This window comes from Acinetobacter sp. D009 (genome assembly GCF_038562025.1).
In the GTDB taxonomy this organism is placed as follows: Bacteria; Pseudomonadota; Gammaproteobacteria; order Pseudomonadales; family Moraxellaceae; genus Acinetobacter; species Acinetobacter pittii.
The window spans coordinates 1,353,593-1,374,352 of sequence record NZ_CP151886.1 but is presented as its reverse complement, the minus strand read 5'-3'; the positions used below and the strand labels follow the sequence as shown (position 1 = coordinate 1,374,352).

At 38.5% G+C, this 20,760-nt stretch carries 19 protein-coding genes; 14 read left to right on the top strand and 5 right to left on the bottom strand.

The genetic code is table 11. The features are described from left to right. The first annotated feature begins 4 nt into the window (after positions 1-4). From rplI to alr, 3 genes are all read left to right on the top strand, one after another. A complete protein-coding gene (gene rplI, locus AAC388_RS06405) occupies positions 5-451 on the top strand; it encodes a 50S ribosomal protein L9 (RefSeq protein ID WP_000382591.1) in 447 nt (148 codons plus the stop codon). Positions 452-649: 198 nt separating this feature from the next. After that, a complete protein-coding gene (dnaB, locus tag AAC388_RS06400) occupies positions 650-2,095 on the top strand; it encodes a replicative DNA helicase (RefSeq protein ID WP_002119718.1) in 1,446 nt (481 codons plus the stop codon). Between the two features lie 32 nt (positions 2,096-2,127). Continuing rightward, positions 2,128-3,198 carry an alanine racemase gene (gene alr, locus AAC388_RS06395; RefSeq protein WP_342371348.1) on the top strand — a complete coding sequence of 357 codons (1,071 nt, stop codon included), beginning with the start codon at positions 2,128-2,130 and terminating at the stop codon, positions 3,196-3,198. Positions 3,199-3,257: 59 nt separating this feature from the next. On the opposite strand, the gene AAC388_RS06390 is transcribed toward alr, so the two are convergent. The 4 genes from AAC388_RS06390 to AAC388_RS06375 are packed head-to-tail and all read right to left on the bottom strand — an operon-like array spanning position 3,258 to position 6,960. Then, on the bottom strand, positions 3,258-3,992 hold the full coding sequence (locus AAC388_RS06390) for a proteasome-type protease (RefSeq protein ID WP_002119721.1): 735 nt from the start codon (positions 3,990-3,992) through the stop codon (positions 3,258-3,260). Positions 3,993-4,008: 16 nt separating this feature from the next. Continuing rightward, entirely contained in the window at positions 4,009-4,788 is a 780-nt protein-coding gene (locus AAC388_RS06385) for a transglutaminase family protein (RefSeq protein ID WP_068529865.1), read from the bottom strand. A 2-nt stretch (positions 4,789-4,790) separates the two neighbouring features. After that, complete coding sequence (locus AAC388_RS06380; protein WP_108011079.1) at positions 4,791-5,387, bottom strand: alpha-E domain-containing protein; 597 nt, start codon at positions 5,385-5,387, stop codon at positions 4,791-4,793. Between the two features lie 22 nt (positions 5,388-5,409). Continuing rightward, positions 5,410-6,960 carry a circularly permuted type 2 ATP-grasp protein gene (locus AAC388_RS06375; protein ID WP_108011081.1) on the bottom strand — a complete coding sequence of 517 codons (1,551 nt, stop codon included), beginning with the start codon at positions 6,958-6,960 and terminating at the stop codon, positions 5,410-5,412. 225 nt (positions 6,961-7,185) lie between these two features. On the opposite strand from AAC388_RS06375, the gene AAC388_RS06370 reads away from it, so the two are divergent. After that, positions 7,186-8,193: a WYL domain-containing protein gene (locus AAC388_RS06370; protein WP_002119763.1), complete on the top strand. Its 1,008-nt coding sequence runs from the start codon at positions 7,186-7,188 to the stop codon at positions 8,191-8,193. A 377-nt stretch (positions 8,194-8,570) separates the two neighbouring features. On the opposite strand, the gene mnmG is transcribed toward AAC388_RS06370, so the two are convergent. Then, entirely contained in the window at positions 8,571-10,451 is a 1,881-nt protein-coding gene (mnmG, locus tag AAC388_RS06365) for a tRNA uridine-5-carboxymethylaminomethyl(34) synthesis enzyme MnmG (protein ID WP_017385460.1), read from the bottom strand. Between the two features lie 232 nt (positions 10,452-10,683). Between mnmG and AAC388_RS06360 the strand changes: the two genes are divergently transcribed. The 10 genes from AAC388_RS06360 to gloB all read left to right on the top strand — a co-directional run bounded on the left by AAC388_RS06360 (position 10,684) and on the right by gloB (position 20,586). Continuing rightward, positions 10,684-10,914 (top strand): hypothetical protein, encoded by a 231-nt coding sequence (locus AAC388_RS06360; RefSeq protein ID WP_060464676.1) that lies wholly within the window; start codon positions 10,684-10,686, stop codon positions 10,912-10,914. Positions 10,915-11,068: 154 nt separating this feature from the next. Beyond that, positions 11,069-11,974 (top strand): 50S ribosomal protein L11 methyltransferase, encoded by a 906-nt coding sequence (gene prmA / locus AAC388_RS06355; protein ID WP_017480823.1) that lies wholly within the window; start codon positions 11,069-11,071, stop codon positions 11,972-11,974. A gap of 12 nt (positions 11,975-11,986) precedes the next feature. Continuing rightward, complete coding sequence (locus tag AAC388_RS06350; protein ID WP_206232065.1) at positions 11,987-12,832, top strand: zinc-ribbon and DUF3426 domain-containing protein; 846 nt, start codon at positions 11,987-11,989, stop codon at positions 12,830-12,832. Positions 12,833-13,208: 376 nt separating this feature from the next. Continuing rightward, positions 13,209-13,478 (top strand): DNA-binding transcriptional regulator Fis, encoded by a 270-nt coding sequence (fis, locus tag AAC388_RS06345; RefSeq protein WP_001086304.1) that lies wholly within the window; start codon positions 13,209-13,211, stop codon positions 13,476-13,478. Positions 13,479-13,563: 85 nt separating this feature from the next. Beyond that, positions 13,564-15,138 carry a bifunctional phosphoribosylaminoimidazolecarboxamide formyltransferase/IMP cyclohydrolase gene (gene purH, locus AAC388_RS06340; protein ID WP_025465553.1) on the top strand — a complete coding sequence of 525 codons (1,575 nt, stop codon included), beginning with the start codon at positions 13,564-13,566 and terminating at the stop codon, positions 15,136-15,138. 123 nt (positions 15,139-15,261) lie between these two features. After that, on the top strand, positions 15,262-16,548 hold the full coding sequence (gene purD, locus AAC388_RS06335) for a phosphoribosylamine--glycine ligase (protein WP_002119643.1): 1,287 nt from the start codon (positions 15,262-15,264) through the stop codon (positions 16,546-16,548). A gap of 488 nt (positions 16,549-17,036) precedes the next feature. After that, on the top strand, positions 17,037-17,909 hold the full coding sequence (locus AAC388_RS06330) for a MetQ/NlpA family ABC transporter substrate-binding protein (RefSeq protein WP_017480821.1): 873 nt from the start codon (positions 17,037-17,039) through the stop codon (positions 17,907-17,909). A 75-nt stretch (positions 17,910-17,984) separates the two neighbouring features. Further along, the gene (locus AAC388_RS06325) at positions 17,985-19,010 is read left to right on the top strand and encodes a methionine ABC transporter ATP-binding protein (RefSeq protein WP_002119636.1); all 1,026 of its coding nucleotides are present in this window, start codon (positions 17,985-17,987) and stop codon (positions 19,008-19,010) included. Further along, complete coding sequence (locus tag AAC388_RS06320) at positions 19,007-19,702, top strand: methionine ABC transporter permease (protein WP_002119707.1); 696 nt, start codon at positions 19,007-19,009, stop codon at positions 19,700-19,702. Before AAC388_RS06325 ends, AAC388_RS06320 begins: the two co-directional genes overlap by 4 nt. A 152-nt stretch (positions 19,703-19,854) precedes the next feature. After that, positions 19,855-20,586, top strand: a complete 732-nt coding sequence (gene gloB, locus AAC388_RS06315) for a hydroxyacylglutathione hydrolase (protein ID WP_005068466.1) — start codon at positions 19,855-19,857, stop codon at positions 20,584-20,586. Positions 20,587-20,760: the final 174 nt, after the last annotated feature.

Here is a 20,760-nt window from a genome sequence, read left to right as displayed (position 1 = left end):
ATCTGTGGACGTTATCTTATTACAACGCATTAAGAACCTTGGTAAATTAGGCGATAAAGTATCAGTTAAAGCTGGTTACGGCCGTAACTTCCTTATCCCTCAAGGTAAAGCAGTTGCAGCTACTGAAGCTAACACTGCTGCTTTTGAAGCTCGTCGTGCTGAACTTGAGAAGCAAGAAGCTGAAGTTTTAGCTGCTGCTCAAGCACGTGCTGAACAATTGAATGAAGTTAACATCGTTATCACTGCTAAAGCTGGTGACGAAGGTAAACTCTTCGGTTCTATCGGTACTCGTGACATCGCTGACGCATTAACGAATGCTGGTCTTACAGTTGACCGTGCAGAAGTTCGTTTACCAAATGGCGCGCTTCGTCACACTGGTGAATTCAACATCGCAATCCAATTGCACCATGATGTTGTTGCAGAAGTTCTCGTTACTATCGTATCTGAGTAATTTCTCATCAAAAAAAAGAGCATGCTTCTGCATGCTCTTTTTTTATGTTTCAAATTTTAAAATAAGATATATTAATTCCTGATCAGTTCTTCAGTTTAATTGGTTTTTTAATTAGGTAGTTTATTTAATTTTGTTTTAAGATAGTTCTCGGCTTTACAGCCTCTTTGTGTACACCTTTCTTTATCATCAGGTCTAATTATGTCTCAGGCGAATGCCACTTCTTTAGCGCTTTCATCTCCAACAGAAAATAAAACGAGTGAATCAGGCCAACTTAAAGAGTTTCGCACTCCACCACACAATTTAGCTATTGAACAAGCTGTGCTAGCTGCCCTGATGACAGTTGCCGAATCTTTCGAACAAGTTAACGATGTACTCAAAGAAAATGATTTTTACGCGACTCGCCATAAATATATTTTTCGTGCAATCGAGAAATTAGCACAAGAAAACTCACCCTATGATGCTGTCTTAGTAAGTGACTGGCTCTTAAAACAAAATTTACTTGATGCTATTGGTGGCGAAGAATACTTAATGCAGCTTATGGCTGACTCACCTTCAAGTTTCTATAACTTAGAAACCTATGCTACTAAAATTAAAGAGTTTTCTACGCTTCGTAGCATGATTAAAGTTAGTACTGAAATTTTACAAAATGCTTATGACACGAAAGGCCGCGGTGTTAGTGAAATTTTAGACTTAGCTGAAACAAGTATTTTCTCATTAGCAGAACAGCACAATAACAATAAAAAAGATGCTGGTCCTAAATCTATTAGTTCTGTTACCGCCGACGTAATTAGTAAGCTTGATGAACTTTCAAAATTAGATGGCAATATTACAGGTTTAACGACTGGCTTCTTAGAACTTGATAATAAAACATCTGGTATGCAACCTGGTGACTTAATTATTGTTGCTGCACGTCCATCGATGGGTAAAACTACTTTTGCCATGAATCTGGTTGAGAGTGTTTTGCAATATAACAAGTTACCTGCTCTGGTCTTTTCAATGGAGATGCCAGCAGACTCGATTGCGATGCGTCTTATTTCCGCAATGGGTAAAGTCCATCAAGGACATTTACGCTCTGGTAACCTTGATGCAGATGAATGGACCAAGGTGACTGGTACAATTTTGCAGCTTCAACAAATGCATTTGTATATTGATGACTCATCTGCCCTACCTCCAACTGAACTTCGTGCTCGTGCTCGTCGTGTTGCCAAAATGCATGATGGTAAAATCGGTTGTATCATGGTCGATTACTTGCAGCTCATGAAAGTTCCGGGCATGGGTGATAACCGTGTAGGCGAGATTTCGGAAATTTCTCGTAGCTTAAAAGCATTGGCGAAAGAGATGCAATGTCCTGTTATCGCACTTTCCCAGCTTAACCGAAGTCTGGAAAACCGTCCAAATAAACGCCCTGTAATGTCCGACTTACGTGAATCCGGTGCGATCGAGCAGGATGCCGACTTAATTATGTTTATTTACCGTGATGAGGTTTATAACAAAGAGTCAAAAGAAGCCGGCACTGCAGAAATTATTATTGGTAAGCAGCGTAACGGTCCAATTGGTTCAGTTCGTCTTGCTTTTGAAGGTCAATATACTCGATTTAGTAATCTCTCTCCTGAGTATTACAGCCAATATGATGATGAAGAATAAGCTCTATCTCTAGCCCAAAGGAGTAAATGAGGGTGCGCCAAGCAACAGTTTATATTGACCGCAATGCACTTCAATATAACTTAAACCGCGTCAAACAACTCGCAACAAATTCAAAAATTGTAAGTATGGTAAAAGCCAATGCTTATGGACATGGAATCAAAGACTGTTTAGCAGCCTTAAATGCATCAGATGCCTTTGGTGTCGCCTGCCTACAAGAAGGTTTGGAAATCCGTGAACTCGGATTTCAACAACCTGTTACTTTAATTGAAGGGGTATTTTCTGAAGATGAAATGCCAATTGCAATTAAACAAAAATTTGAATGTGTCATTCACCATCAACAACAGTTTGAATGGTTGATTCAACACAAACAAGCGTACATCAACCAAGGTTTAAAAGTCTGGGTTAAACTTAATAGCGGGATGAACCGGTTAGGTTTTAAAAACCCAGAAATTATTGAAGTTATTAAGACTTTAAAATCTGAAGGATTTACTTGTGTACTTGCGATGCATTTCGCAAATGCAGATGTAGACCATCCACTTAACGAGCAACAAAAACAACAATTTCTACAAGTTAAACAAGCTTGTGATCCAGTTTTAGCTTCTTGCTGTAACTCTGCTGCTATTTATAAATGGCCAGAGTTACATTTTGATTATGTTCGTCCGGGTATCATGCTTTACGGCGCCTCGCCTTTTGCAGATCAAACAGTTCATGATCTGGACTTGAAACCAGTGATGACTTTTTCAGCAGAAGTGATTGCACTCAACCATATTCAAACTAATGAACATGTCGGTTATGGATCAACTTTCTGTGCCACTCAAGCAATGGATATCGCGATTGTTTCTATAGGTTACGGTGATGGTTATCCACGAGCTTATATTAAACCGAACTATGTCGCTATCGATAAACAACACTGTGCGGTTGTAGGACGAGTAAGCATGGATATGATTGCAATCGACGTGACAGGCATGCAAGTAAAATTAGGCACTGCAGTTGAACTCTGGGGTCCACATCGCTTAGTTGATGATGTTGCGGATGCAAACGGAACGATAGGATATGAATTACTCTGTCGATTAAGCAATCGCCCCACTCGTAAAAGTACTTAAATAATAAAATATAAAAAAATCCAAGCATGCTTGGATTTTTTTATTTAAACATTCAAAATTTATCGCCAGTAATCATCTGTAGGTTTTGGCATTTCTTGTAATCCCCGACGAAGAGTATCTGACCATTGTTTACTAATCTGTGAGAAATAAGGATCATCTTCGGTTATTCGTTTTCCCATGGGGATAACAAAGCTATCTTTAATGTAGACCAATGCATCAAGTGGTAAGCCAACAGAAACATTTGAACGCAAAGTCGAATCAAAAGAAATCAGGCTACAACGTAATGCATCGTCTAGTGGCATTGCATAATATAAAGCTCGATCCAGAATAGGCTTCCCATATTTACTCTCACCTATTTGAAAATAAGGTGTATCTGTAGTTGCGCAAATGAAATTGCCTTGTGGATAGACATTATAAAGTTGCATGTCACCACCCTTAATCTGCCCACCCACCAAAATACTACAGGCATAATTCATTTGTTCTTGAGTGTCCGAACTAATATCCTCTAAAACAGTTTTTAAGGTTTTACCAATTAGTTCAGCCGCCTCAAACATCGTATTAACACTATATAGATTAGGCTCTTGCTGCAAAGTCAGAGCATTTTGTAAATGACCAATAACAGCTTGCGTTGTTGCTAAGTTACCTGCAGTTTGCAAGGCAATAAAACGTTCTCCGGTAACGCCGAAAGTATGCAGTTTTCGGAACACAGAAATATGGTCAACTCCTGCATTGGTTCTTGTGTCACTAATAAACACCAAACCTTGTTCCAATCTTAACGCACAACAATAGGTCATTTCATTCTCTTTACATTCAACATGCCAACACTTGAACCACAGACATCATGTTCTCAACTCCACCTTGCTCTCTTACGCCACGAATAGGTGCCACATCGAGATAGTCACGTCCTACTGCAAGGTAGATGTGATGTTTGGGTGTAAACAACTGATTGCTTACATCAAAACAATACCACTGATTTTCTAAAAATACCTCCGCCCAAGCGTGACTGGCCAGGTGCGGATAGTTTTGATCAAATAGATAACCAGAGACATAACGTGCAGGTAATTGTAGCGCACGACACATCGCAATTAAAATGTGAGCATGATCTTGGCATACACCTTGACCTGCATGAAATGCTTCGATCGCAGTTGTCTGAACCGAAGTACTTTCAGGCTGATACAGTATTTTTTGCAAGATATATTCGCTTAATAACGCAATATGCTGTCGGTCCTTGACCACTACAATATTTTTGGCAAAGTCCAACATTTCCGAATCACATCGAGTTGCACCTGTCATCTGCAAAAACAAATTTGTAGGTGTAGAGAGATTTATACAACCTAGTTCTACATTTTGAAGCTCAACAATTCCTTGGGCCATAAATGTAAGATGCTGGTATGGATAGCGCTGACTAGCCGTCATCCATACATTGTTAAATATATCTCTCTTTATTGTTTTATCACCCGGCACGCTAATTGCCCAATTCATAACATGTTGGTGAGGCGATGTTTGAGGCATCATTTTAATATACTGAATGCTGTTCCGAGCAGTTTCAGTATAGCTATAATGCGTTTGATGATTAACCATCAATTTCATAATCAGCCCTCAAATATATTTTCCAACTGCTGTGTAAAAGTATAGTAAGCACCCCACGTAAGTTGCTGCTTTAGTGCTTGCCAATTTTCATCTATATTTTCCCAATTCAAATTAGCGAGCCGTTGCACCACAGTATCTAGCTCTGATATGAGAACAGATAAATCTTCTCCAAAACGCAGTTCTATATCAAATTGCTCTATTTTTTGGCCTAAATGCAAAAATAAACGAACATCTTCATGTTCCGCTTCTAGTATTTGTGTGCATTGTTCGACTGCTTTACTCAATGCATCAGGTTGAGCTTGAAGCGTATTAATCACATTATTTAATTCTGCATAAGCATGTGATGACAAAATACCTCTTAGTTCCTGAATATTATCTTTAGCAATAATGAGCTGGTTCAGTAATGAAAATGTTTGCTTCTTGTCTAACATATAGTGATTTAGTAATTCAGCATTTTCTATGAACAAACCAAATGCTGCTGCGAATCTTGTTGCTTTCTCATCTTCTGTAAAGGGTAAATGAGAGGCTGCAAATTTAACTCGCATCAAATATCGACCCAACCAATATATTTGATGCGCACTCGAATTGAGTAAAACCATAAAGTTCCTCTTTAACCCACAATCAGGAATGTAATGTTTCAACAACCCATGTATCTTTTATACCGCCACCTTGAGATGAATTTACGACCAAAGAGCCAGCTTGCATAGCTACGCGTGTTAAACCACCAGGTACAATCTCTGTACGATAAGGTGAGCTCAACACAAATGGACGCAAATCAATATGACGTTCCGCTACTCCGCCTGTTGTTAAAGTTGGAGCGACAGATAAAGCTAAGGTAGGCTGCGCAATATACATATGAGGCATCGCAATCAATTTTTTTCTAAAGTCATCAATTTCGCATGAGCTTGCTTTAGGTCCAATCAACATGCCATATCCGCCCGAACCTTGTGCCTCCTTAACGACTAATTGATCAAGATTAGAGAGTACATAGTCTAAGTGTTCTTCTTTACGGCACTGATAAGTGGGTACATTTTTTAGAATTGGTGTTTCATCTAAATAATATTGAATCATTTGATCTACATAAGGATAGATAGATTTATCATCAGCCACACCCGTTCCAGGTGCATTTGCAATCACGACATTTTTTTGTAAATAAGCAGACATAAGACCTGCTACACCTAAAGCACTGTCTGGTCGAAATGCTAAAGGGTCTAGAAAGTCATCATCTAAACGGCGGTAAATTACGTCTACTTTTTGACGCCCACGAATAGTTTTGACAAATACTTGATCATTTTCTACAAATAAATCCCGATTTGTAACTAATGGCACATCCATTTCACGCGCTAGAAAAGCGTGCTCATAATAAGCACTGTTAAAACGCCCTGGTGTTAGCACCACAATAAAGGGTTGATCTGCAGAAGAATTTTCTTGCAATATTTCTTTTAAAAGTTTTGGATAATGCTCAATCCCCTGTAAATTATTGGCTGTACATAGCTCAGGCATTAATTTCTGGCTAATATTTCGGCTCTCAATCATATAAGACACCCCAGAAGGTGTTCTCAAATTATCTTCTAATACAAAAAACTCCCCTTCACCATCACGGATAATATCGATCCCACTAATTTGTGAATAAATTTTTCCTTTTAAAGAATGTTTAAGCATATGGGGCTGGAAAGCATCATTTCCCATAATTTGTTCTTCGGGAATGATTTGTTCTTTTAAAATATGTTGTCCATGATAAATATCATCTAGGAAATAATTTAATGCTTTAACACGCTGTGCACAGCCTGAGGCAATTTTTTCCCATTGTTTTTTCTCGATTACTCTTGGAATTAAATCAAAAGGAATAGTGCGCTCTGTTCCTTCTTTATCGCCATAAACATTAAAGGTAATCCCATGATAAAGAAAATGCTGCTTCGCCTGAGCATTTAGCTCTTTTAACTCATCTAAAGTACGGATGCTCAACCATTGTTCAATTTTTTTAGAAGCTGCACCATTTGACGTTACATCATCAAGCATCTCATTAAAGAACTGTGATTTTAGTTGCTCAAAGAGATTGGTTTGCACAGAAATATGTTCTAAAAAAGAGGTTGGGTTAATGAGTGCTGTTGTTGTCTGCTCTTGTATAAAAAAATCATTATCTAGATGTAATTCATGCTCTTGTTCTGACATAACCACCTCGTCTTATCATTTATCTATATTTCATTTTTAAATAAGCAATTTCAGTGCCACTTATATATCTGTAATACTTGTACGGCATCATTGTTATAACTTTCTTCTAAATCTTATCATCGTTTGCCCAATGGGCTATAAACTGAATCTGACAAACTTGCTAAATCTGTAAAGTTTTTTTATTGTGTTGACACCAAAGCAATTGGCTATAGATGCATTACGCTTATGTCTGTAATAGAAAAAGAAACTTCGAATAGTTTATATCGCCAATGGCAGATCTTGTCTCGCCTACCGACCGGCAAATGGATCGGGACTCGAGAATTGCAAGAAATGCTTGAGCGTGAAGGTATTGATATTAGTTTAAGGACTATTCAGCGTGACTTAAATCAAATTGCTCAGCGTTTTCCGATAGAGAGCAATAAAGCCGTACCTCAAGGCTGGCGGTGGCAATCAGATGCACCTATTCAAAGCTTACCTCACATGACAAGTTCTCAAGCGGTAACCTTTATGATGGTTGAGGAGCACCTTAAACACCTCCTTCCTCCGAGCCTGCTTGATGAGATGGGACCATGGTTCGATTTGGCCAAACGTAGCCTTTCTACACAAAATAATGTGAGACAGTGGATTAACCGTGTACGTATTGTTCCAGCAAGCCAACCGTTAATTCCGCCTGTAGTTGACCGAAATGCTCAACAAGCAATTTATGAAGGCTTACTCCAAGACAAGCAAATAGAATGTGTTTATCGGGCAAGGGTCAATCAGGGTGAAGACAGAACTTATGTTTTAAATCCTTTGGCTTTGGTACAAAAAGGTGCAGTCATTTATTTAATTTGCACACGACATGACAAAACTGAAGTGCAAACATTTGCCCTGCACCGTTTTAAATCAGCAAAAGTATTAGACAGCCGAGCACTGCATCCAGTTAATTTTGATATTGATCATTATATTGATTCAGGGGCTTTAGGCTTTAGAGTGGACTATAACCAACCAACTGAATCAATTCAGCTCACCTTAACCATGACAGAGCAAACTGCGAAAACCTTTTATGAAAGTCAGTTGAGTAAAGACCAAACGATTACTCCGCTTGAAGAAAATATTGTAGAAGTTTCAGCGACTGTACCTTTTACATCTCAACTAGTATGGTGGCTACGTAGTTTTGGTAAGAAATTACTGCATATTGAACCAGTACAAGTACATAATGCTGTGCGAGAAATTGAAACTGAGAATAAATAGATATAAAAAAGAGAACCATAAGGTTCTCTTTAGATTTTGAATTATAATTTTCTTAATTTTATATTGTTCTTATATTTTTACTTGTTTTCAGATCAATGTGTTCTCCCCCACCAAAACTGATCTGCTCTTTCTTTTGCGCTATTTTGAACATGAGTATTGGCATGCCATTTCATATCCATTGTAGCGAATTGATTTCATTGTCATGGTTAAAGCCCTCTTGTTTGAACGTGAATTCAATATAACTGGCGGCTTTAAATATGTGAAATAAGAAAAAAAGGAAGCGAAATCTCTTTTCTTCCTTAGGAAGTTTCCATATATTTTTTGAACAGAAAATAAAAAAGCCCAGTCTTAACTGGGCTTTTTCTACATTTAAATGATTAAGCTGTTTTCTTAATCATATTGTTCTTACGAATTGTGATCATCACAAGCTGAACTGCTGCTGGTGTAACACCAGGAATACGGCTTGCTTGAGCTAAAGTTTCTGGAAGCACTGTTTTTAACTTCTGCGTGATTTCGCGTGATAAACCAGACACGACATCATAGTCAAAATCGGCAGGAATTTTGGTTTCTTCAAGACGCTTTAATTGAGCAACATCTTCATGCTGACGGTTAATGTAACCTTCATATTTCACAGCAATTTCAATTTGCTCACCCACTTGTTCTGAAACTTCAGAACCAGTAAGTTCAGCAATTTGACCGAAGGTGATATTAGGACGTTTAAGCAAATCAATCGCACTACATTCCTTACTCAAATCAGCACCCGTCATTTCAACGAATTTTTTACCCATAGGGTTATTTGGTGCTGCCCATAAATGTTGTAAACGAGAGGTTTCACGCTCAACAGCTTCCATTTTCTCGCAATAAGCAGCCCAACGTACATCATCAACCAAACCAAGTTCACGACCAATAGAAGTTAAGCGCTGATCCGCGTTATCTTCACGTAACATCAAACGATATTCAGCACGTGAGGTAAACATACGGTACGGTTCTTTAGTACCTAACGTGATGAGGTCATCAACCAACACACCCATGTAAGCTTGGTCACGTTTAGGCGTCCATTCTTCTTGCTCCCACGCACGACGCGCAGCATTTAAACCTGCAAGTAAACCTTGGGCACCAGCTTCTTCGTAACCTGTTGTACCATTAATTTGACCAGCAAAGTACAAGCCATTAATCGCTTTAGTTTCAAGTGTAAATTTCAAAGCTTGCGGGTTGAAATAGTCATATTCAATTGCATAGCCTGGACGTAAGATATGGGCATTTTCCATACCACGGATTGAACGTACAAGCTCGAACTGAACATCAAACGGTAAAGAAGTTGAAATACCGTTTGGATAAAGCTCGTGTGTATCTAGACCTTCTGGCTCTAAGAATACTTGATGTGAGTCTTTATCAGCGAAACGATGAATTTTATCTTCGATTGATGGACAGTAACGCGGACCTACACCTTCAATAACACCAGTGTACATTGGTGAGCGATCTAAACCACCACGAATGATATCGTGGGTTTTTTCATTTGTATGCGTGATATAACAGTTTACTTGTTCAGGGTGCATAGAAGCATCACCCATGAATGACATCACTGGAGATGGGAAATCACCCGGCTGCGGAATCATGACTGAAAAATCAACTGAACGTGCATCAATACGCGGTGGAGTACCAGTTTTTAAACGTCCTACTGGTAATTTTAATTCACGTAAACGTTGAGCAAGTGCAATAGAAGGAGGATCTCCCGCACGACCACCGCTTGATTTTTCTAAACCAACGTGGATTACACCACCCAAGAATGTACCTGTAGTCAACACAACAGTTTTCGCATCAAAGCGAATACCCATTTGGGTAACAACACCTTTAACGGTATCGCCTTCAACAATCAGGTCATCAGCTGCTTGCTGGAAAATGTCAAGATTTGCTTGATTTTCCAAAGTATCACGGATAGCAGCTTTATAGCGCACGCGGTCAGCTTGAGCACGTGTTGCACGCACAGCTGCACCTTTACGCGAATTTAAAATACGGAACTGAATACCACCTTTATCGGCAGCCAGAGCCATTGCACCGCCAAGTGCATCAATTTCACGGACTAGGTGAGACTTACCAATACCACCAATTGCTGGGTTACAACTCATTTGGCCCAAAGTCTCAATGTTATGGGTCAAAAGCAAAGTCTGTCGTCCCATACGCGCAGCAGCAAGGGCCGCTTCCGTACCTGCGTGACCGCCACCGATAACGATAACATCATAAACTTTAGGATAGTGCATGAGTACAAAAACACCAGAAAAAAAAGACGGAACATTATAGCAAAATTATCTGCTTATTGATGTACATAATTACAAAATTGTCTTCACATAATTTACGCTATGCCACATGATTTGACATTTTGTTTCATGAATTCAATACAAAGTGAATGTTTTTAAAATTAATTCATCTTAGAATAAAAAATGTACAGCACTTCTATGACTTTAAAATTAACGCAAAGAGAAGGAATACAAAATGAAAACGACCATGTTAAAAATCTTAACTGCATCTCTAATTTGTTTTTCAGGCGTAACTTTTACCCATGCTGCTGACACGAGCAAAGCCGAAACGCAAAAACAAATTCGAGTCTGTGCAAAAAAACAGCAAGGTGAATGGGTTTCTTACAATCACAACGGTGTAATCTTTAACGGTACTTGCCAACCAAACGAAAATGGCAAGTTACAATTTAAGGCCCCTGCTCCTTAATCTGTTTTGACATAGGTATAGAAGAAGTCATTTATTTTCCGCTATATCTCATCAGTATTTTCAAAGACGGTCCATTAAAGATGGGCCGCTTTCTTTTTTAAAATGGTCTAGTCCGCTACAATACGCCTTTAAATAAAATTTTTAGGTCCTTTTCGTGAAGTGGTTACAAATACACATTACCGTTGATCAAGAACAAGTTGAGTTCACAGAAACACTTTTAATGTCTCTAGGTGCGGTAAGCGTAACGCTGGATGATGCTGAAGATCAGGCTTTACTTGAACCATTACCGGGTGAAACACCTTTATGGAATAAAGTTATTGTGACAGGCATCTATCAACAAGACGAACAAGACCCAATTGATGTCGACACTTTAGAAGCTTTCTTAAAAGCTCAACTTCCAGATGTTCCTATGCGTCATGAAGAACTTGAAGATCAAGTGTGGGAACGCGCATGGATGGATTACTATGAGCCAATTCAGATTGGGGAAAAGTTCTGGATCGTGCCTGAATGGCTAGAGCCACCAGAAGCGGACGCAACTAACATTAAGTTAGATCCAGGTCTTGCATTTGGTACAGGTAATCACGCAAGTACTTTCCTATGCTTACAATGGCTGGGTAAAACTGACGTTAAAGATAAAATCGTGATTGATTATGGCTGTGGTTCAGGCATTTTAGGCGTAGCAGCTTTATTACTAGGTGCTAAAAAAGTATATGCCACAGATATTGACCCGCAAGCTGTTTTAGCAACGAAACAAAATGCAGAGCTTAATGGTGTATTAGATCGACTATATGTAGGTCTTCCTGAAGAGTTTGATCAAGAATTCAAACCTAAACAAGCCGATGTTTTAGTTGCAAACATTTTAGCAGGACCTTTAATGATGCTTGCGCCTGAATTTGCAAATTTAATCAAATCTGAGGGCGAGTTCGCACTTGCTGGTGTTATTGAAGAGCAAGTTGCTGATGTTTCACGTGTTTATTCTGATTTTTTTGATATATTAGATGTCGAAAAGCGCGAAGAAAACTGGTGTCGCATTTCAGGAAAACGTAAAACAATAAATTGAGATTTTTAACTCATGAATGAAAAACAAACCCGCTGCCCTAAGTGTTTAACAGTTTATAAAGTATCTCTTACTCAATTGACTGTTGCTCAGGGTATGGTTTGTTGCCCTAAATGTAATTCAAGCTTTAATGCCTTAACCCATCTAATCAATATTGAACAGCCAGTTATGGTCAACTCAACGACGTTAGCCAATGGTTCAATGCAGACAAGATATATGACGCATTCTCACGTACTAGATATCTTTGACCAAAAAGTAGAAAACTCTAATATTGATCTTTTAACTTATCTCAACAACTTAAATTACTTTCACAACGAACCTATTAATGCTCTACCAAACCTTAATTTAGCTGAGCAGGCATCCCCACAAGAACAAGACAATAATAAAAAGCATAGTTGGCTTTACTATACGCTCTGGAGCTCTGCCAACCTTATTTTAATTTTAGTTTTTACTTTTCAAATTCTCTGGTTTAACCCTAAGCTCATGCATGCAAGCCCAACCGTTAGCCATGCTTTTAATTACGTTTGCCAAATACTGCACTGCAACAAATCAGCAGAACTTTATCAACTTATCTATATAGAAAAGTTAAAAGTCCGCAAGATTGATGCAAACCATACCCAGTTCTCAGGCATATTGCTCAACCAGAATGATAAAAGTATTGAGCTTCCTAATCTAAAGTTGATTTTTACAACAGAGCCAGACAAAACAGAGGAAATCATATTAACTCCTCAACAATATCTAGTTGAAAACTTACGGGGTATTCAACGCATTCCATCAAATACCCCTTTCCGATTCGAATTTGAGCTAAACAAAAGCAAAAAAAGGCTAGTAAATTATCGATTAGAAATTGTCCACCCCTAAAATGTAAAAAAAGTGAAAAAAAAATAAAAAAAAATGCAGTTAATTTGCTCACTTTTTCCTAGACAATGGTATGATACGCGCCACGAAAGCTTTGACTCATATACTCCTCGCTCTCAATCCAAAAAAAATACTGTTAAGCATGTGTGCTTTTCTACTTTAAGCGCATAGCCTAACTTTTTTTGTTTTTGAGGGGGCTGTAACAAATATTTAATTATTGTTACGCTTATTTTTTATTCAATACGAAGAAATATGGCAAGCTAATTGTTCTTATGTTTTAGAGTCACTGTTTTAGGATCTAAAACAGGACTCCGTATTTTTAGACCACATTTATATACTACTTTACCCAAGCTAGTATTTGATTTTCGGATTAACTCGCATGAATAGCAAATCTCCTATTTTTACTGCACAATCTGATGTTGCTCTTCGCATCCACGTGGATCGCGCAGTTCGCCATTATTTTGCACAATTGCAAGGTGAGCAACCATCTCAGGTATATGACATGGTGCTAGCAGAAATGGAGAAACCTCTTTTATCTGTAGTTCTTGAATATACACGTGGTAATCAAACGCGTGCTGCAGAAATTCTTGGACTCAACCGTGGCACTTTACGTAAAAAGTTAAAAGCTCACGGTTTAATGAGTGAATAAATGATAAAATGCTCACGACGTCGTGGGCATTTTTTTATGCTTATTGGTTTTAATCCGTAGACTTGAAATTGTTGAATTAAACATCATGACTATTAAACGTGCTTTGATTTCTGTATCTGATAAGACAGGAATTGTCGAATTTGCTCAAAACCTTGCAGCTCTAGGGGTAGAACTATTATCTACAGGCGGCACATATAAGTTGCTTAAAGATAATAATATCGCGGTTGTAGAAGTATCTGAACATACTGGCTTCCCTGAAATGATGGATGGTCGTGTTAAGACATTACATCCAAAAATTCATGGCGGTATTCTTGCTCGTCGCGGTTTAGATGAAGCAGTTATGGAAGAACACAACATCGATCCGATTGATCTTGTTGTTGTAAACCTTTATCCATTTGCTGCAACCGTTGCAAAACCTGACTGTACTCTTCCTGATGCAATCGAAAATATCGACATCGGTGGTCCTACAATGGTTCGTGCAGCTGCTAAAAACCATGCTTCAGTAGGTATTGTAGTTAATGCTTCTGATTACGACACTGTAATTAATGAATTAAAAACTGCTGGTTCACTTTCTTATGAAACACGTTTTGATTTAGCAGTTAAAGCATTTGAACATACAGCTCAATACGACGGCATGATCGCTTCTTACTTAGGCGCTCGCGTTGGTAAGACCGAAGGTGAAGCTGACTTATTCCCTCGTACATTCAATACTCAATTGAACAAAGCACAAGATTTACGTTACGGTGAAAACCCACATCAATCGGCTGCTTTCTATGTCGAAGCTAATGCAAAAGAAGCATCAGTTTCTACTGCAAAACAGTTACAAGGCAAAGAATTGTCTTATAACAACATTGCAGATACAGATGCTGCACTTGAATGTGTTAAATCATTCGCAAAACCTGCTTGTGTCATCGTAAAACATGCTAACCCTTGTGGTGTTGCGGTTTCTTTAGACGGCATTAAAGCTGCTTATGATTTAGCTTATGCAACTGATCCAGAATCTGCTTTTGGCGGTATTATTGCATTCAACCGTGAATTAGACGTTGCAACTGCTCAAGCAATTGTAGAGCGTCAATTCGTTGAAGTTATTATTGCTCCAAGTATTGCTGATGGCGTGCTTGAAGTTACTGGCGCTAAGAAAAATGTACGTGTTTTAGTATGTGGTGAGTTACCTGCAATTGATGCACGTGCACCGCAACTTGACTATAAACGCGTAAATGGTGGCTTACTTGTTCAAGATCAAGACTTGGGCATGATCACTAAAGATGATCTTAAAGTAGTTACTAAGCGTGCGCCAACTGAGCAAGAAATTGATGATCTTATCTTTGCTTGGAAAGTTGCGAAATACGTAAAATCAAACGCAATTGTTTATGCTAAAAACCGCCAAACTATTGGTGTAGGTGCAGGTCAAATGAGTCGCGTTAACTCAGCTCGTATTGCTGCCATTAAAGCTGAACATGCTGGTTTGGTTGTTGAAGGTGCTGTAATGGCATCTGATGCATTCTTCCCGTTCCGTGACGGTATTGATAATGCTGCTAAAGCTGGCATTAAATGCATCATTCAACCAGGTGGTTCTATGCGTGATGAAGAAGTAATCGCTGCAGCAGATGAAGCTGGTATTGCAATGGTGTTCACTGGTATGCGCCATTTCCGCCACTAATTTAAATTTAGTCCTCCCTAACCCTCCTTTCATTCAGGAGGGTTTTCCACAATAATGGAGCTAAACTCCACCTTGAGGAATAGAGGGGGATGAAAAGGATTAAAGTTAAGGAACAAATTAAAAATGAATATTTTAGTTTTAGGTAGTGGTGGTCGTGAACATGCTTTGGCATGGAAAATCGCGCAAGATACCAAAGTTACTCAAGTTTTCGTTGCACCGGGAAATGCGGGAACTGCAACTGAAGACAAATGCGTTAATGTTCAGCTTGATATTTTAGACAATCCTGCAATTATCGCTTTTGCTAAAGAAAATAATGTTGAACTTATTATTGTTGGTCCAGAAGCACCTTTAGTGAATGGTGTGGTAGATGCTGCTCGCGAAGCAGGTCTAAAAATTTGGGGACCAACTCAATATGCTGCGCAGCTTGAAGGCTCAAAGGCATTTGCTAAACATTTTTTAAAGCGTCATAACATTCCAACTGCTTTTTACGAAGTATTTACGGAAGTTGATGCAGCTAAAGCTTATGTTGAAAAAAATGGTGCACCAATTGTAATTAAGGCAGACGGTCTTGCTGCTGGTAAAGGTGTAATCGTTGCAATGACCAACGAAGAAGCTTTTGCAGCAATTGATGACATGCTTGCAGGCAACAAATTCGGTGATGCTGGTTCACGTGTTGTAATTGAACAGTTCCTTGCAGGTGAAGAAGCTTCTTTCATTTGTATGATTGATGGTAAAAACATTTTACCAATGGCAACTTCACAAGATCACAAGCGTATTTTTGAAGGTGACCAAGGTCCTAATACTGGCGGTATGGGTGCTTACTCTCCTGCTCCGGTGGTAACTTCTGACATTTTCGAACGTGTTATGACTGAAATCATGCGTCCGACTGTTGAAGGTATGGCTGCTGACGGACATGTCTACACTGGTTTCTTATATGCTGGCTTAATGATTGATGAACAAGGTCAACCGCGTGTGATCGAGTTCAACTGTCGTTTCGGTGATCCTGAAACTCAGCCAATCATGATGCGCTTAAAGTCATCTCTTGTTGAATTGGTAGAAGCTGGTATTGCTGGCAATTTGCCAAAAGAAGCTGAATGGGATGAGCGTAAGTCAATCGGTATCGTACTTGCAGCCGAAGGCTATCCTGATAGCGTACGCAAAGGTGATGTAATTTCAGGTATTGGACAATCACCTGAAGATACTAAAATTTTCCACGCAGGCACTGCAACTCGTGAAGATGGTCACATCGTGACTTCTGGTGGTCGAGTTCTTTGTGTAACTGCGCTAGGCGACAGCGTGCTTGAAGCACAAATTAATGCACTTGAAGTATGCGGACAAGTAACCTTTACAGGTATGCAATATCGTAGTGACATTGGCTATCGCGCAATTGCACGAGAAAAAGCTGAGTAAAAAACTCTCAACTGATAAAAAGCCCTCTATTAAAGAGGGCTTTTTATATTTCATTCTTATTTATCAGAAAATTTTATATAAATCCCAGTTTTTATTCACTTCCAATCAATAAGATCGAAACATGTCCACTATATTGAATATGTTTTTATTGATATGATTAGATAAAGCGTTGGAACTTTCCACAAAGTTATTGTGCCTTTAAATATTAAGGTTCATCATCTAATTCTGTTAGGGATAATAGTTATTTTTAACATTGAATACTTTTAGAAATCGCTTAAAGACTGTCAACTTATGATAGAACTGTTGTGAAAAATAGTTTTATTGAGTACAGATCAAAAACGATAAAATAAGTATCTGAGGAATTAGAAAAGAGCTAAAAGTTATAACTTTTAGCATTCAAAACTTTGTGACGTGACAACAAAACTCATTCTCTTTTCTAGAGAGCCAACTAAATAGTTGATATCTCTCTTAATCAGGACTTTTTTTACATGAAAAAGCTGATCAGTCTTTTTTTAAGCGTGTCTGTACTATTACTTGCAGCTTGCGGTAAACAACAAAGTGAACCACAAGCTGGAAAGAGTGGTGATTCATCACAACCTCAAACTGTGGTTATTGCCTCAACTGGTTCTGACGCTGATATCTGGCGTTATATTTCGACTTTACCAGAAACTAAAGCTGCTGGTGTTAAGCTTGAGGTGAAAAATTTCACTGATTATGTTGCAATGAATACAGCTGTAGCAAATAAAGAAGTCGACTTAAATGCATTCCAATCTTATGCATATTTGGTGGCTTTCAATGCATCAAATAAAGATAAAATTGCTCCAGTTGCTACAACTTATCTTGAGCCAATGGGGATCTACTCAAGTAAACATAAAAAAGTAGAAGAATTCCAACAAGGTGCAAGCATTGCAATTCCTAATGATGCTGCGAATGAAGCTCGTGCATTATTGTTATTACAAAGTGCTGGCTTAATTAAACTTAAAGCAGACTTCGACCCTGCTAAAGGCACACCAAGCGATATTATCGATAACAGTAAAAAAATTGATATCAAACCAATCCAAATGGCGACAGCTGTACGCGTAAAAGATGAAGTTGATGCAATTGTTTTGGGTAATACGTTAGCTTTAGAAGGTGGTTTAAACGTACTTAAAGATTCTATCTACTATGAACCTGTTGACCAAAGCACTAAACTGAATGTAAACATCCTTGCAACAGCTGAATCTCGCAAAGATGACCCAATTCTTCAGAAAGTTGGTCAGCTATACCACACTGAAGCTGTTAAAAAATACGTTGAACAACACTTTGGTGGTACAAAAGTTGACGTGAATCAGCCAATCAGCTACCTCACGGAAGCTAAATAGTAATATAATAGCTGCAACGCGAAACAGGCAAAGACTCTTTGCCTGTTTTTTCTTTTTAGCATAGTTTTTGACGACATGATTCAATTTAAAAACATTTCAAAGCACTATCAGCTTAAAGGCCAAACCATACGAGCTCTGGACCAAATTAATTTGGAAATTCCTGAAGGGAGTATTTTTGGCATTATTGGCTATAGTGGTGCAGGTAAAAGTACTTTAATCCGCCTGATTAACTTACTTGAACGACCAAATGAAGGTCAGGTTATCATTAATCAAAAGGACTTCACTGCTTTGGATGCGCGTTCATTACGTCAGGAACGTGCAAATATTGGTATGATTTTTCAGCACTTCAATTTGCTACAAACCAAAACGGTTGCTGAAAATATCGAAATGCCAATGCGTCTGCTGAATTACAATAAAGCAGAACGTGAAAAGCGCTTAAATGAGTTATTGGAGTTCATTGATCTTAAGCATAAAAAAGATGCTTATCCTGATGAACTTTCTGGCGGCCAAAAGCAACGTGTCGGTATTGCTCGTGCTTTGGCAAATCATCCAAAAATTCTTTTGTGTGATGAAGCAACCTCTGCCCTAGACCCGCAAACAACCAAGTCTGTTTTAGAGTTACTCAAGAAAATCAATCAAGAGCAAAAAATCACAATCGTTATGGTGACCCATGAAATGGATGTCATTGAAACTGTTTGTGATCATGTAGCTGTGATGGAAGCTGGTAAAGTCATTGAACAAGGTTCAACGATTGATATCTTTAGTAATCCTCAACATCCGACGACTAAAAACTTTATTCAAACTGTGTTACATCAACAGTTGCCTGTAAATATTTTAAATCAACTCGAGAATCAGCATCACCATAGCATCTACTGTTTACAGTTTTTGGGCCGTTCTGCTCAAGAACCTGTAATTCAGTCACTGATTAAACAATTTGATATTAGTTTAAATATCTTATTCGCCAACATGACTGAAATTAACGGTACTGTCATTGGTCAAATGTTTGTACAGCTTCTAGGTGAGCCTCAGTTGATTAAACAGGCTATCGAGTTTTTAGAGAAAAATGAAGTGAGTGTAGTTCAATCAGGAGATCAAGTATGAGAGATTTAATCGTACAGTGGTTAACTGAACTAACTCAACCTTTCTGGCACAGTTCCCTTTCAATTGACCAGTTTGTAACAGCTCTACAAGAAACATTTCACATGGTGTTTTTTGCGCTGTTATTTGGTGGTATTTGGGGTTTCATTCAAGGGGTTATCTTGCTTGTAACTCGCCCAGAAGGTATTTTGCCAAATAGATTCGTCTATCATTTACTCAACCCGATTGTAAATGCGTTACGCTCTCTCCCATTTATTATTTTACTTATTGCAGTGATTCCTCTTACCAAGTTATTGGTAGGTACTTCAATTGGTACGTGGGCAGCGATCGTTCCTTTAACAATTTACGTTGGTCCATATATGGGACGTCTGATTGAAACTTCCCTACTCGAAGTAAATGAAGGAATTATTGAATCTGCTCAGGCGATGGGTGCTACACCTTGGCAAATTATTTACCGCTTTATTTTGCCAGAAGCACGCAGTTCACTCATTCTAAATCTCACAACAGCCACAATCAGTTTGATTGGTGCAACAGCAATGGCTGGTGCAGTGGGCGCAGGTGGTATTGGTGACTTAGCAATCTCTTATGGTTACCAACGTTTTGATACAAGCGTTGTAATTTTAACAGTAATTGTTCTATTGCTCTTAGTACAGATTGTACAGACGCTAGGTAACTGGCTCTCTAAGATCCGTTAAATTACTCATATAAAAAGCTCCCTAAATGGGGGCTTTTTTGTTTTACATACATCATTTTCATAAAAAGGTTGAGTGAGTGGCTTAATACCATTTTCTGTTATTATCAAAAACAGCGATTACTTACTCTTTGGATTTGGTTTTAGGATAAAACAATGCGTTATAGAATTCATTTTATTGATGTACAGAATGCCCTCCAAAACTATATCTGGATTTTAGAAGATACTGAAACCCAAGAGGCTGTTGCAGTTGATCCAACAGAAGCTGATCTTGTGACTCAATTTTGTCAAAATTATCAACTCACTTTAAAACAAATCTGGCTCACTCATTGGCATAAAGACCATATCGGTGGTGTAGCGGATTTAACGGCTGGCCAAAATATTACTGTCTATGGTCCACGTGATGAGCTCTCAAAAATTCCGGGAATTACTCACCCCTTACAACATGACGATCATTTAAAATTTAATGATTTAAAAGTAGAGATTATCGCGACCCCAGGTCACACCTTAGGGCACATTGTGTATTTTATTGAAGAGTTAGAAGCTGTATTCTGCGGTGACACTTTGTTTGCAATGGGATGTGGACGATTATTTGAAGGTACGGCTGAACAAATGTATCACTCACTTAGTCGTTTAGCAGCGCTACCAACACAAACCAAAGTTTATTGTACGCATGAATACACGCTTTCAAATGCCGAATTTGCCTTAACGGTAGAGCCGCATAACCACGCCTTATCTGAACGAGCTGAAGAAGTTCGTGAGCTACGTAAACAAGGATCAATCACCCTTCCGAGTACGATTGAACTAGAATTAGCCACCAATCCTTTTCTTCGTGCAGAAAGTGCTGAAGACTTTGCTCATTTACGTGCACTTAAAGATAACTTTTAAAGTTAAAGCTTCTCCTTTTAAGAGATACAGTTTCATTTTAAGAACTGTATCTTTTTGCATAGCGCACGTTGATCGTAATTATTTTTTACATTTACTTTCTTCATATTTATTCATCTTTTTAAAAATTCCCTCAAATTTATATTTTCTTAAAAACACGCCAATAAACAACCCATT

What these genes read in the sequence shown, in the direction of transcription:
- AAC388_RS06360 (WP_060464676.1), top strand. Translation starts at nt 10,684, where the DNA reads ATGAAAACGACCATGTTAAAAATCTTAACTGCATCTCTAATTTGTTTT.
- AAC388_RS06380 (WP_108011079.1), bottom strand. Translation starts at nt 5,387, where the DNA reads ATGGTTTTACTCAATTCGAGTGCGCATCAAATATATTGGTTGGGTCGA.
- gloB (WP_005068466.1), top strand. Translation starts at nt 19,855, where the DNA reads ATGCGTTATAGAATTCATTTTATTGATGTACAGAATGCCCTCCAAAAC.
- AAC388_RS06370 (WP_002119763.1), top strand. Translation starts at nt 7,186, where the DNA reads ATGTCTGTAATAGAAAAAGAAACTTCGAATAGTTTATATCGCCAATGG.
- purD (WP_002119643.1), top strand. Translation starts at nt 15,262, where the DNA reads ATGAATATTTTAGTTTTAGGTAGTGGTGGTCGTGAACATGCTTTGGCA.
- purH (WP_025465553.1), top strand. Translation starts at nt 13,564, where the DNA reads ATGACTATTAAACGTGCTTTGATTTCTGTATCTGATAAGACAGGAATT.
- AAC388_RS06390 (WP_002119721.1), bottom strand. Translation starts at nt 3,992, where the DNA reads ATGACCTATTGTTGTGCGTTAAGATTGGAACAAGGTTTGGTGTTTATT.
- AAC388_RS06350 (WP_206232065.1), top strand. Translation starts at nt 11,987, where the DNA reads ATGAATGAAAAACAAACCCGCTGCCCTAAGTGTTTAACAGTTTATAAA.
- mnmG (WP_017385460.1), bottom strand. Translation starts at nt 10,451, where the DNA reads ATGCACTATCCTAAAGTTTATGATGTTATCGTTATCGGTGGCGGTCAC.
- fis (WP_001086304.1), top strand. Translation starts at nt 13,209, where the DNA reads ATGAATAGCAAATCTCCTATTTTTACTGCACAATCTGATGTTGCTCTT.
- AAC388_RS06325 (WP_002119636.1), top strand. Translation starts at nt 17,985, where the DNA reads ATGATTCAATTTAAAAACATTTCAAAGCACTATCAGCTTAAAGGCCAA.
- AAC388_RS06385 (WP_068529865.1), bottom strand. Translation starts at nt 4,788, where the DNA reads ATGAAATTGATGGTTAATCATCAAACGCATTATAGCTATACTGAAACT.
- AAC388_RS06330 (WP_017480821.1), top strand. Translation starts at nt 17,037, where the DNA reads ATGAAAAAGCTGATCAGTCTTTTTTTAAGCGTGTCTGTACTATTACTT.
- dnaB (WP_002119718.1), top strand. Translation starts at nt 650, where the DNA reads ATGTCTCAGGCGAATGCCACTTCTTTAGCGCTTTCATCTCCAACAGAA.
- AAC388_RS06375 (WP_108011081.1), bottom strand. Translation starts at nt 6,960, where the DNA reads ATGTCAGAACAAGAGCATGAATTACATCTAGATAATGATTTTTTTATA.
- AAC388_RS06320 (WP_002119707.1), top strand. Translation starts at nt 19,007, where the DNA reads ATGAGAGATTTAATCGTACAGTGGTTAACTGAACTAACTCAACCTTTC.